Annotated in this window: 12 protein-coding genes, 2 tRNA genes and 1 pseudogene; 13 read left to right on the plus strand and 2 right to left on the minus strand. The window is 52.0% G+C overall.

What is annotated here, in order from left to right:
• Nucleotide 1: 1 nt before the first annotated feature.
• Both M3089_RS09465 and M3089_RS09470 read right to left on the minus strand, forming a co-directional pair.
• Nucleotides 2-1,387: a DUF4374 domain-containing protein gene (locus tag M3089_RS09465; protein WP_249083667.1), complete on the minus strand. Its 1,386-nt coding sequence runs from the start codon at nt 1,385-1,387 to the stop codon at nt 2-4.
• A gap of 44 nt (nt 1,388-1,431) precedes the next feature.
• Nucleotides 1,432-3,822, minus strand: a complete 2,391-nt coding sequence (locus M3089_RS09470; RefSeq protein WP_249083670.1) for a TonB-dependent receptor — start codon at nt 3,820-3,822, stop codon at nt 1,432-1,434.
• A gap of 742 nt (nt 3,823-4,564) precedes the next feature.
• Here M3089_RS09470 and yihA point away from each other — a divergent pair.
• From yihA to M3089_RS09530, 13 genes and pseudogenes are all read left to right on the plus strand, one after another.
• On the plus strand, nt 4,565-5,170 hold the full coding sequence (gene yihA, locus M3089_RS09475; protein WP_205111481.1) for a ribosome biogenesis GTP-binding protein YihA/YsxC: 606 nt from the start codon (nt 4,565-4,567) through the stop codon (nt 5,168-5,170).
• 4 nt (nt 5,171-5,174) lie between these two features.
• Nucleotides 5,175-6,962 carry an ABC-F family ATP-binding cassette domain-containing protein gene (locus M3089_RS09480; RefSeq protein ID WP_249083672.1) on the plus strand — a complete coding sequence of 596 codons (1,788 nt, stop codon included), beginning with the start codon at nt 5,175-5,177 and terminating at the stop codon, nt 6,960-6,962.
• A 13-nt stretch (nt 6,963-6,975) separates the two neighbouring features.
• Nucleotides 6,976-7,590, plus strand: coding sequence for a recombination mediator RecR (gene recR, locus M3089_RS09485; RefSeq protein WP_205111485.1), 615 nt, complete (start codon nt 6,976-6,978; stop codon nt 7,588-7,590).
• A gap of 4 nt (nt 7,591-7,594) precedes the next feature.
• On the plus strand, nt 7,595-8,032 hold the full coding sequence (locus M3089_RS09490; RefSeq protein ID WP_249083674.1) for a hypothetical protein: 438 nt from the start codon (nt 7,595-7,597) through the stop codon (nt 8,030-8,032).
• Nucleotides 8,029-9,219, plus strand: coding sequence for a glycosyltransferase family 2 protein (locus tag M3089_RS09495; RefSeq protein WP_249083676.1), 1,191 nt, complete (start codon nt 8,029-8,031; stop codon nt 9,217-9,219). Before M3089_RS09490 ends, M3089_RS09495 begins: the two co-directional genes overlap by 4 nt.
• A complete protein-coding gene (locus tag M3089_RS09500) occupies nt 9,216-9,737 on the plus strand; it encodes a GNAT family N-acetyltransferase (RefSeq protein ID WP_249083678.1) in 522 nt (173 codons plus the stop codon). The genes M3089_RS09495 and M3089_RS09500 overlap by 4 nt, the downstream gene beginning before the upstream one ends.
• A gap of 74 nt (nt 9,738-9,811) precedes the next feature.
• Nucleotides 9,812-9,885, plus strand: a tRNA-Asp gene (locus M3089_RS09505).
• Nucleotides 9,886-9,911: 26 nt separating this feature from the next.
• Nucleotides 9,912-9,985, plus strand: a tRNA-Asp gene (locus M3089_RS09510).
• 579 nt (nt 9,986-10,564) lie between these two features.
• On the plus strand, nt 10,565-10,960 hold the full coding sequence (locus M3089_RS09515) for a GAD-like domain-containing protein (protein ID WP_249083684.1): 396 nt from the start codon (nt 10,565-10,567) through the stop codon (nt 10,958-10,960).
• 25 nt (nt 10,961-10,985) lie between these two features.
• A complete protein-coding gene (locus tag M3089_RS09520) occupies nt 10,986-11,189 on the plus strand; it encodes a T6SS immunity protein Tdi1 domain-containing protein (RefSeq protein WP_249083686.1) in 204 nt (67 codons plus the stop codon).
• A gap of 19 nt (nt 11,190-11,208) precedes the next feature.
• Complete coding sequence (locus M3089_RS15940; RefSeq protein WP_394802277.1) at nt 11,209-11,382, plus strand: DUF6531 domain-containing protein; 174 nt, start codon at nt 11,209-11,211, stop codon at nt 11,380-11,382.
• A 93-nt stretch (nt 11,383-11,475) separates the two neighbouring features.
• Nucleotides 11,476-11,742 carry a hypothetical protein gene (locus M3089_RS09525; protein WP_249083688.1) on the plus strand — a complete coding sequence of 89 codons (267 nt, stop codon included), beginning with the start codon at nt 11,476-11,478 and terminating at the stop codon, nt 11,740-11,742.
• Between the two features lie 75 nt (nt 11,743-11,817).
• A pseudogene (locus M3089_RS09530) lies at nt 11,818-12,518 on the plus strand (tyrosine-type recombinase/integrase); the annotation flags it as partial.
• Nucleotides 12,519-12,545: the final 27 nt, after the last annotated feature.

Genomic DNA, 12,545 nt, shown 5'->3' on the forward strand with positions numbered 1-12,545 from the left:
ATTATTGGTCTTCTTTAAGCAGGCTCACACCCAGGATAGACTCCGTGTTGACCTCCATGCCTCGCACGGCATTGCCGTCTTTGTCTATCGTGTAGAGCGCTGCGCGTGAGCCGTCGGCCAGTTGCATTTCTAAGGTGATGGTGTTGCGGCTTTCGTCGATGGCCACCGGCAGTGCGATGTCCTGTATCTCAGAGGGCGAGGGCAGTCCGCTCACCTCGTTGTATTCCATTGTCTCGACGTCGAAAATGCCGAACTTCTTGTGCGACCCCTCGGCCACGCCGCTGTTGCCGGGCTCAGAGAATAGCTGAAGGCAAAACTTGTTGTCGCCTATATAGTAGCATCTCCATAGGTAGTGGCCTGTCTTTTCGGTCAGGTTAACGTAGTAGTCGCTGTCAATACCCACCGGCATCCCGTTGTCGATGTTTCTTCCGCTTATCCTCAGCACGGCCGAAGGCATCTGCGGGGCGGTTTCGTCAGAGTTCTTGATTGTGCTCTGGCAGAACAGGTATATGTCGTCGCCCACCACTTCGATGCCCGTCTCGGTGCGCGAGCGGTTGTTGCCTTTTATCTGCCCGGCCTCTTGTCCCGGGTGGTCGGCGCTCTTGCGCACAATCGTGTGTTGGTATTTCAGATACTCTTTCTGGCTGTCTTCAGGGTCAAACTCATATACGCCGATATACAGGTTGTTGGCCAGGTCGGTGCTGTAGGTGGCTTTTGCGCGTGTCGACTGGTCGTCGGGCTCTATGTGTTTTGTGTAGTAGGCCATCAGCACATAGTCTCCGTATCCTGCCAGGTCGCCCACTCCCCATGTCTCGCCTTCCATCAGGCTGGCCGGTTCGGCATCGAGGTTGTCGCAATCTATTATCCCGTCGACAACCGCGCGGTTGAAGTTTTCCAGTTCAATGAACTTCACGCGCTCATAGTGTCCGTCGCCGGTCTGGTCGGAGAGCCCTATGAGGTAGTTTTTGAATATGCCCCTTGCCTTGACATCGCCATCGAGCGCCAGTCCGCTGCCGTGCTGCACCATGGTTCCGCCAGACAGTTTCCATGCCTTGGTGATATAGTCTGACGACGAGCCTCCCTGCGAAGGGTAGTTCATCCCAATCAGATATTTGTTGCCATAGTTCACGAAGTCGGGGTTGTTGCCGCTGAAGAAGATGCGGTTGTTGGTGTTGCCTGTAGCGTCGAGCAGCCCCGACGCAATGCTGTCAACCTGTTGCAGGTAGGCCCCGTTGCTCTCTCCCGAGCCGCTCATCACTATATACTGTTCGGTGCTGTTTCCGTTAGGCGGCGTTGTTGAGCCTGGGTTTGCGTCGTCGTCGCTGGTGCAGGCCGTGATGGCACACGCCAGCATGCCGAGGCCAATGAGTCTTAAGTCTTTTTTCATTTGTCTTTAGTGTTTATTGTTTTTTCAATGTCAGTGTCATTGTTTCACTTGTTGAAGTTGTAGGCCACTTTGAAGGCGAACGACCGTCCGGGCTTCTGCATCTTGAAGTTGTCGTAGAGTCTTTCGTCGAAAATGTTGCGGCATTCAGCCGACACCGTAAATTCGCGTTGCCTTCCGAAGCTGTAGCTTATGTTGATGTCGTGCGAAATCTGCGTCGGCACTTCCAGTTCGCTGTTGTTGTATGTGTTCCACTCGTAGTTGAACTCATGCACATAGCTCATCATGTAGTGTATGTCGAGCAGAGTGCCCTTGACCACCACGTCGTTGAGGCTCACGCCTGCTTCAGCGTTTCCATACATGTATGGCATGGCCGGTATGCGCTCTTTGTAGTTGAGGCTCAGGCTTTGTGTGCCCGTTTTGTACTTCATCATGCTGCGCATGTCGAAGTAGCTGAAATTGGCCCCGACAAACAACATGCCGTTGTAGGTGTATCTCAGGCTCATGTCGCCGCCTATGCTGCGCACGCCCCCTTCGTTGCTTGAGCTGGCGCGCCCGTTGTCGTTGTTTGTGGTGCGGCGTATGTAGTCGTTGATGTCGCGGTATTGCAATGCGGCGTCAATGGTAAGCCGGTGTGCCGGCGTGTCCATGGGGCGCACCGTGACCCCCAGGTTGACGTTGTTGCTCGTCTCGGGCTTGAGCGTGGCGTTGCCCCTCTCTATGTCGTCGCCCGAGCCGAACAGCTCGCGGCTCGTTGGCAGCCTGTAGGCATATTCGTAAGAAAGGCGCAGCTGCAGGCGCTTTCCTATGAAATAAGTAGTGGCCAGCCCGCCTCCCCAATACGACTCAGTGGAGCTCATGTCGCGGTAGTTGCTCCCGCCGTCGGGGTCGAGCCATGCCTCAAGGTGGTTGACATAGTTTTTCACGAAGGCCGACGTGTTCCATATTCCCCTGTAGTCGTACTTGTAGCTAAGGCCTGATGTGGCCTTGACGCTCTTTTGCGGGTGGTCGTATTCTGGCTTGCTGACGGTCTCATCCTTGCCCGACCGCGAGAAGGTGGTCAGTGTTGAGCTTACAGACACAGAGTGGCCGGGGGCCGGAAACAGCGCTATGGCCAGGTTGGCCGCACCGTTGTGGTCGCGGTAGTGGTATTTTGTGTACGACAGTTCGCCCGGGGCGCTCTTGTCGGGGCCGCGCTCTCCCAGCCAGTTGTAGTTGCAGCTGGCCGTGTCGGCAGCATACGACTTGCCGAAGTTGTAGTTGCCGTTGAGCGACACATGCAGCCCTTCGAGCACGTCAAACCGTTTCTCGTATGTCAGCGTGGGCATCAGGGTGCTTGCAGTGGTGTATCGGGCGCCGTACACCCAGTTCATGTTAGATGCGTTCTGGGTCTCTTTGTACTCATAGCCGCCGGTGAATCCGAGCAGCAGCCTGTCGGCAAAAGGCTTGTCTACCACGCCCACCTTGAGCACGGCGGCCTCGTTGTGGTACCTGGCGTGGAAGCGTCGCACCTCGAAGTCGCCGTAGACCACGCTGTTGTTTGTGAAGTCCGTGTAGTGGTCGATGTTCACCTTGTAGTCGTTGTCCGAATAGTTTTGGTAAGCGTTCAGCGAAACGTGGAAACCGTTTTTGGCCGTATACTCGGCGTAGACGTTGGTCTTGTGAGTGTTGAACGAGCCAAACGAGTAAGACGCGTTGACCCTGGTGCGCCGGCTTTTGTCTGTCACGATGTTGATGGCCCCGCCCAGGGCGTCGCCTCCGAGCTCTATGGGCACAACGCCCTTGTACACCTCGATGCGCTTGGCCAGCCCCGCAGGTATGTTGTTGAGCCCGAAGGCCGAGCTCATGCCTTCCATCGGAACCCCGTCGATGAACACCTTTACGTGGCGGCCCGAGAATCCGTTGAGCGACACGTCGGCATCGGAGCCCACTCCGCCGCCCTGCCTTATCCTCACGCCGCTTATGCGGTCCATCACGCTTGCCAGGTCCATGGTGGTGTTCTTAAACTTGTCTGTCTCTATAAGTGAAACGTTGTATGCCAGCCGTGCCACTTTCTCGGTGGGGCTCAGGCCGTCGACCACCACTTCGCCGAGAGACTTTTCGTCGACCGCCATCTTGATGGCCATCGTTTCAGACGACTTCAAGTCGACCGTGCCACTGTGCTTCCTGTAGCCCAGCAGGCTCACGCTCACGGTGTATCTGCCCGCCTTGCCCAGTTGTATGGTGGCCTTGCCGTCGGCCCCGGTCAGGGCCCCTCCGGCCAAGGCATTGCCTTCGGCGGAGCGCACCTCCACGCGGGCATGGCTCAGCGGCGCGCCGTCAGCCTTGTCGGTAACTATGCTTGTCAGCTTTAATGCTTGTTGGGCGCTTGTAAGCGCAAACGCAAATACGGATATGAGTAGAAGGCTATACCGCAATTGATATGGCGATTTATTCATGTCGATGTATATGAGTTGAGTGATATGATTTTTGATTTCGGGTGCAAAGTTAGGCATAATTCGAGCAGTAGGCAATCGCAATTATTAGTGATATTTGGCACGGAGACGGCCCTGAAATTGGTCTTTTGGGTGGTAATAATACACTGAAATGGTGATTTTTCGGTGCCGGTGGCCTTTGTTTGTGCGGCCCATGACCATCCTTTGGTTGCATGTCATCGCCATTGCGCCATGCCAGCGGCCGGTCTGGCTCCTGGGCTTGCCTGTAGCGTCATGGCCTCGGTTGGCGGCCATTTGTTGTAATAAAAAATGCTACTCACGGCATCCGGCGCAACAAGCTGGCTGTGAGGCGTTTGCCAAACGGGCCGAATGCTATGGCCAAACGGCCTTTGTCGCTGTGCGAAACGTGCCGTATGGCAGGCCGGAATGTGCCGCCTTGCCATCCTATGGTGCCGCCGGCGTCAGGCATGGCCATAAGTGTAATCATGTTTTACTGCGGGCCATCCGTTTCGTCCCGCCCTAAGCCCTATCTTGCACTGGCCGGAGCGCAGCCGCCCCGTGCGCATCGGGCAGTGTGGGCAGCCCGGCCCTGCATCGTTGACGGTGCCGCCGACAGGGCCGCTTCATGCAGTCGTAGGCTGCCATACACATCGCAAAAACTATTATCGGCTGTTAAAAAGCCATGTCATTTCTTTGTAATTCATTCGTTTTGCCTTAATTTTGCAGTCAAAACAGATAAATAGCGATGGAAATAAATACAGCCGAATTTACTTTGAGCGCGCCGCGTGAGTCGATGTGCCCAAAGGACAACAGGATAGAGTATGCATTCATTGGCCGTTCGAACGTTGGGAAATCGAGCCTAATAAATATGTTGTGCGGCAAGAAAAAGCTGGCTAAGACGTCGGCCATGCCCGGCAAGACGCTGCTGATAAACCATTTCATAATAAACCGTGAGTGGTATTTGGTAGACCTGCCCGGCTATGGCTATGCCAAGCGGTCTAAGACAGAGAAGGCCCGCCTGGAGCAGATGATAAGCGGCTACATACTGCAGCGCAAGCAGTTGGCATGCGTGTTTGTGCTTGTCGACGTGAGGCATGAGCCGCAGCAGATAGACCTTGAATTCATCAACTGGCTGGGCGCCAGCGGCATACCGTTTGCCATCGTGTTTACGAAGGCCGACAAGCTGTCGGCCGGCAAGGTTGCCGGCAATGTCGAGGCATACAAGGCCAAGCTGACGGAGACATGGGAAGAGCTGCCGCCTATATTCATAACATCGTCGGAAACGAGGGTGGGCAAAGAAGAGTTGCTCGGGTATATCGACTCGGTAAACAAGTCTCTCAAGGACGCATAAGGGCATGGCAAAGGACAAACCGTTTCTTGACGTACAGAACCTGACCAAGACGTTCGGGGCGCTCGTGCTGTTTGAGGACATCAGCTTCAGCATAGCTGAAGGCCTGCGGGTGGGGCTGATTGCCAAAAACGGGACGGGCAAGTCGACGCTGCTCTCGGTGCTCTCGGGCAAGGAGGGGCGCGACGCCGGCGAGATAATATTCCGCCGCGACCTGAAAGTGGGCTTCCTCGAGCAGTCGCCGGTGTTCGACCCGGCTGAGTCGGTGCTCGACGCCTGCTTCAACCATCACGGCGACGACGCCCTGGTGCTTAAGGCGAAGCAGATACTGACGCGGCTTAAGATTCGCGACCTGTCGCAACCGATGGGGCAGCTCAGCGGAGGGCAGCAGAAAAGGGTGGCACTGGCCAATGTGCTCATCACCGAGCCCGACCTGCTGATACTCGACGAGCCCACCAACCACCTTGACTTGGACATGATAGAGTGGCTCGAGGGCTACCTGTCGAGCGGCAACAAGACGCTGCTGATGGTGACGCACGACCGCTTTTTCCTCGACAGGGTGTGCTCGGTGATAATGGAGCTCGACGACAAGCGCATTTACACATACCGCGGCAACTACAGCTATTACCTCGAAAAGCGCCAGGAGCGGCTTGACGCACGCCGGGCCGAGATAGCCAGGGCCAACAACCTGTATCGCCGTGAGCTCGACTGGATGAGGCGAATGCCGCAGGCCCGCGGACACAAGGCCAAATACCGCGAAGACGCATTCTACGAATTGGAGCGGGTGGCCAAGCAGCGCATGGAGGAAAGGCAGATGAGGCTGAAGTCTTCAAATGTATATATAGGCAGCAAGATATTCGAGTGCCAGTACATATCTAAGGCGTGGTCGGGCGAGCATGTCATAATGAAGGACTTCTATTACAACTTCGCGCGTTACGAGAAGATGGGCATCGTTGGCAACAACGGCACCGGCAAGTCGACGTTTGTCAAGATGCTGCTCGGGCTCGAGCAGCCGGATTCCGGGCGGATTGTGATAGGCGACACGGTGCGCTTCGGCTATTTCTCGCAGGAAGGACTTAAGTTTGACGAGGGCCAGAAGGTGATAGACGTTGTAAGGGACATTGCCGATTACATCGACTTGGGCGGCGGACGCCACCTCACGGCGTCGCAGTTCCTGCAGCATTTCCTGTTCACGCCCGAACAACAGCACAACTATGTGAGCAAGCTCAGCGGTGGCGAGCGCCGCAAACTGTATCTGTGCACAGTGCTGATGCGCAATCCAAACTTCCTCGTGCTCGACGAGCCTACCAACGACCTCGACATAGTGACGTTGCAGATATTGGAAGAATATCTTGCCGACTTCCCCGGTTGCGTCATCGTGGTGAGCCACGACCGCTATTTCATGGACAAGGTGGTCGACCATTTGCTGGTGTTCAAGGGCGATGGGGTGATAAAAGATTTCCCCGGCAATTATACCCAATACAGGGCATGGAGCTCGCTCCAGTCGAAGGAAGAGGTGGAGACGGAAGCCAAGGTGCGTAAGGCCGCGCCGCAACAGCCGCGGCATGAGGCCAGACGACGTATGACATACAAGGAGAGAATGGAGTTTGCTGAGCTCGAGAAAGACATAGCCGCCCTGGAGGAAGAGAAGAAGTCAATTGAGGAGGCGCTGTGCAGCGGCACCCTCTCCGTGGCCGAGCTCACAGAGAAGAGCAAGCGGTTGCCGCTGCTTAACGAAGAGCTTGACGAGAAGAGCATGAGGTGGCTGGAACTCAGTGAGATAGAAAACAAATGAAGGAGGCGCAGATATGATACAGCAATATCCTTCACAATTGTTGGAAAAAGCCGTCGACGAGTTTGCCAAGTTGCCCGGCATAGGCCGCAAGACGGCCCTGAGGCTTGTGCTTCACCTGCTCAGGCGAGATGCCGACGAGGTGGAGCGCTTTGTCGGAGCCGTGGGCAAGTTGAGGCGTGAGGTCAAGTATTGCTCCGTTTGCCACAATATAAGCGACGGCGACGTTTGCCCTATATGTTCCGACCACAGCCGTGACGGGGCAACGATATGCGTGGTGGAGAACGTGCAGGACGTCATGGCCGTCGAGGCTACCATGCAGTTTCATGGCCTTTACCACGTGCTGGGAGGGGTCATCTCGCCAATGGACGGCATAGGGCCGGGCGACATCGAGATAGACTCGCTGGTGGAGCGGGTGGCCCGCGGAGGCGTGAAAGAGGTCATACTGGCCCTTGGCTCAACCATGGAGGGCGACACCACCAACTTTTATATATACAGGAAGTTGGCGCCATACGACGTAAGGTTGAGCGTCATTGCCCGCGGCATATCCGTAGGCGACGAACTGGAATACACCGATGAGGTGACGTTGGGCCGGTCGATACAGAATAGGACATTGTTTGACGGAAAGTAAAATAATGATGAAAAAGACACGAAACATATTGATGGCAGAGTTTTGGACAGGCATAGTAGTGTCGCTTGCACTTGTTGTCGCCTATGAGAGCGATGTGCTCGCAGTGGGCGCCTGCGCTTCGGCAAGCGGTGCCGAGTTTGCTGCCATGACCGCCATGGAGCTGCTCACGCTTGTGGCCATACCTCTGTCTTTGCGCATGTTCAGGTTTGCCCCGGTGAGGCATGCTCTTGCCGTTGGCGCCGACCGGGCCTTGGCCAGGTGGGGAACAGTGCGCATTTTGTTGCTTGCGCTGCCCATGGTGGCCAACACGCTGCTTTACTATCTCTTCATGTCAACAACATTTGGGTACATGGCCATCATCCTGTTTCTGTGTATGCCGTTTGTGTTCCCGGCATTGGGGAAATGCTACTACGAGGTGTCAATGGCCGAAAAAGACAAATGAAGCTGAGTGTAATCATAGTAAACTATAACGTAAAGTACTACGTAGAGCAGTGCTTAGATAGTCTTGGGCGGGCGCTCGACGGCATCGAAAGCGAGATTTTTGTGGTAGACAACCACTCGAAAGACGATTCGGTGGGCTACATCACACGGCGTTTCAAGAATGTGGCCGTCATAGACTGCAACCATAACCTGGGCTTCGCGAGGGCAAACAACATAGCCATACGCCAGTCGGCAGGCGAATACGTGCTGCTGCTCAACCCCGACACGTTTGTTGGTGAAGACACCATACGCAATGTGCTCGCCTTCATGGATCTGCATCCCGCTGCCGGCGGTGCCGGGGTCAGGATGTACAATCCCGACGGTACAAGGGCGCTGGAGTCGAGGCGGGGACTGCCAACGCCAATGACATCGTTCTACAAGATGTTCGGGCTCTGTGCCCGCTTCCCGCAAAGCCGCACGTTCGGCAGGTATTACATGGGCTACCTGAGCTGGGAAGAGCCCGTTTGCATAGAGGTAATCAGCGGGGCGTTCTGCCTGTTGAGGCGCGAGGCGCTCGACAAGGTTGGACTGCTCGACGAGGATTTCTTTATGTATGGCGAAGACATCGACCTGTCGTACAGACTGCTGCAGGGGGGCTATGAAAACTGGTATTTGCCTTACCCGATACTGCATTACAAGGGGGAGAGTACACATAAGACATCTTTCCGCTACGTGCATGTGTTTTATCAGGCAATGCTCATATTCTTCAGGAAGCATTACGGCCATCTCAGCTTCTGCATAACGGTTCCCATCAAGGGGGCCATATATGTCAAGGCGCTGGTAGCTCTGGTCAAGATGCTCTCGTACAGGCTGCGCAAGTCGCTTGGGCTGATATACAAGCGGGGCGACGACCCGAGGTATCTGTTCGTCGGCGGGAAGCAGATGACCGACCGCTGCAGGCTCGTAGCGAGGCGGAAGGGGCTCTCGGCCGACTTCTGCAGCGGCGATGAGAACAACTATGTGTTGGCCATCGACATGGTGAACCGATATCTGGAAAAGACACCTCTCTATGTCGTGTTCGACACAGACGCCTTTTCTTATAAGTCTATGCTGGGGATAATGGCGCAAGTGTCGAGGCCCGACGTTAAACTCGGGACGTTCTCCAACAAGACAAAGATTATTATTACACCCGACGAGATAATAAAATGACAACTCTTGGCGCAAAGCAGCATATAAGGTTGAGGGCCATGGAGCCCGAAGACCTTGATTGGCTGTATAAGATTGAAAACGACACCACGCTTTGGAACGTGGGGGCGACCAATGTGCCGTATTCACGGTATGCGCTTCACGATTATATAGCAAATGCGGCAAACGACATATACATCGACAAGCAGGTAAGGCTTATAATTGATGATGGACTTGGCGTTCCGGTCGGGGTGGTTGACCTGGTGAACTTTGATCCGAGGCATCTTAGGGCAGAGGTCGGCATTGTAATAGAGTCAAAATACAGGCGCTGTGGCTATGCGGCCATGGCCCTGAGGGAGGTGGCGGCCTATGCCTCTGATGTGTTGCATCTGCATCAATTATATGCGGTGGTTGCTGAGACAAATGTAGTCTCGGTCAGACTGTTTGAATGCATGGGCTATACGGGCTGCGGAAGGCTCAAAGATTGGCTCTTCGACGGCAAAAAGTTTGTCGATGCAAAGGTTTTGCAAGTTTTTTTGTAAATTTCTCGTGAAAAGTTTTGGAGATTCAAAAAAAATGCCTACCTTTGCACCCGCAATCAGAAATGAAGACAAGAGGTGCGTTAGTTCAGTAGGTTAGAATGCCTGCCTGTCACGCAGGAGGTCACGAGTTCGAATCTCGTACGCACCGCTTGAAGAGAGCGGAAAAATTGAAATGGTGCGTTAGTTCAGTAGGTTAGAATGCCTGCCTGTCACGCAGGAGGTCACGAGTTCGAATCTCGTACGCACCGCACAAAGGCTTAAAGAGGTCTTCGGCAATGAAGATAAAATGCCTTCAAAGCAATGCAAAACGTTGTAAAACATCTGTTTTACAACGTTTTTTTTATAAACCTATATCATCAGTGATGCCGTTGGATGGAGTAGCCCAATTTCGGGTTGTGCGCTTAATGCGCGTCGTACCTTTTATACACGGCTTTTAGTGGAATGCACTATAAGCGTCAATAGATCCAGGCAGGCTCACTATGAAACTGCAAAGTACCCTTACCAATAATGGCCGCAATGTGCGATGCAATCAAATTCGCCGTTATGCCTCCGAGGCATGATTAGCATAATCCATGGCCTTTTTCGGTGGCTAAATCACGATTATGATTCATTGTTTTATCAGAATTGTATGTATATTTTTCCAATATTTTTCGGAATGACGGCCAATTTCATTTGACATCAAAAGTAAATATGTATCTTTGTTGCTGGTGGTCATGGCAATTATTGCTTGATACTCAGTATGGTAGAGTCACAATGTCGTTTTGCCAATCAACAAATTGACATGTGTAAGTAATTCATATAGCTCATTCAAACACGATATTAATAATATGGAAGATTTGAAAAGATTTATTGCAAGAAACAAGGATACTTATGTAAAGCATTCCGATGTATCAGAAGAAATGATTTCTAAGTATGAGCAAATGTTTCGTGGAAAATTCCCAAAAGAACTGGTTTGGATATGGCGAAATATGGGCTTTGGAGTTTACGAAAACGGATATTTGCAAATTGTAAATCCGGAAGAATATGATTTTGTGTTTGATTATATCGACAAATTATTAGAACCAACCATAGTTTGGGGTATTACCGCCTTGGGGGATTTATTATTATGGGAAGGGAATGATAATTGGATCATAGCTCCAGATGAAGGTAATAGAGGGGCGTTTATGAATATCAGGTTTTTAAAAAAAAGAAATAACAGGGAGCGATCCTTCTGTATATCTTGATATTCTTATTAACGATGAAATAAATTTGTTAAGAGATTATAAAGCCAAGCCCTATCTACAAGTGAAGGATAAACTACCTAAATTAGAATATGGTCAATGCTATGGTTATGTTCCGGCATTAGCACTTGGTGGTAGCAGGAGTATCAAAAACTTGCAAGTAGTAGATGCGAAGAGTTATATTGATATTATCGGTCAATCTGTTGGTAAGATTTATGATTTAGAAGATTAAATATAAATCCACGTAGTACATGCCGCAATTTACATTGAATCAAAAAAGAGAGCTTGCTTTCTATGGATTTGAGCCTGTCAACCTTGTTACAGGCTCTGTTCTATACGATGGCATTGATTTTTCTTTCTCAGGAGCTTTACCATTGGAGTTTCTGCGTATGTATCATTCGGATAGTAGTTTTCGTGGAGCTTAAGGGTATGGCGTTATAAGTGGAATACGAGTGAGGAAATATAATTTTATTATCTTTGTAATCTGATTTTATATATAAAATTTAATTCTATAATATATGAATATTAATTTTGAGACCAAAAATAAACCGGTATTGTCAACCATATTTGTCGTAGAACAAAACAGTCCAATTCTTTACGTCTATTTGGATGACGATGGGGATTGGCAATGTTTAGGTGGAGAAGAAGTTGATGAGTCTGATGCACGTATCATTTCTATCGGCGAATTGTTAGAACTTGATCCAACGCTAACAACTGTTCCAGACTTGGAAAAGGGAGAATCTGCTTCACGCACAAACAAACAAGGACAATGGCAAAAAGATTAATTTCTGTAGATGTTCTTAGAGAGGAGTTGACTTCATCTCAGAGCAAAATCCGCATTATATTAGTAGGACATATTCTCACTCTGCCAGCAGAACCAGCGCATCAACGCATCAAGTTCTATTACGAGAAAGTGTTGGGGCGCGAACGCCATTGTTACATGGTGAGCCTGGCAAAGCGCGAGAATGTGCAGCCCGACGTGCTGAGCAAGGAAGAGGTCAAGGCGTGCCTGGATGTCGTGGCGGTTGATCTGCGCTTTTTCTGCATGTTTTCCGTCCTCTATTCGGCGGTGCTTCGAATAAGCGAGCTTCTGGCGTTGCGTCCCGACGACATCAACGTGTCGCGCTCGCTGATCCGTATCCGGCAAGGAAAAGGACGCAAAGACCGCTTCACGCTGCTTTCCAGACCGATGGTAAAGAAACTGACGGAATACCGTGGGCTGTACAAGCCGCAGGTGTGGCTCTTTGAGCGCAAGCCAGGCGAGCAGTTCACCGAGAGCATCGTGTCGAAGCGGTTGAAGGCGGCGGCGCGTGAAGCCGGCATAACCAAGCGGATTTATCCCCACCTGCTGCGCCACTCCTTTGCCACGCACCTTATCGAGCAGGGCACCGACCTGAAGATAGTGAAGGAACTTATGGGGCATAACAACATCAAGACTACCGAGATGTATGTCCACATAGCCGACACTTACATGAGCCATGTAAAAAGCCCGTTGACGACATCTTGGAGGACGATGGGATATGAAATACTTAAAGAAAATAACAGCCAAATCGGCTGTTAGCATAACGTTAGCCACTCAAAAAAGAAT

This window comes from Marseilla massiliensis (assembly GCF_023336985.1).
Classification (GTDB): Bacteria; Bacteroidota; Bacteroidia; order Bacteroidales; family Bacteroidaceae; genus Prevotella; species Prevotella intestinigallinarum.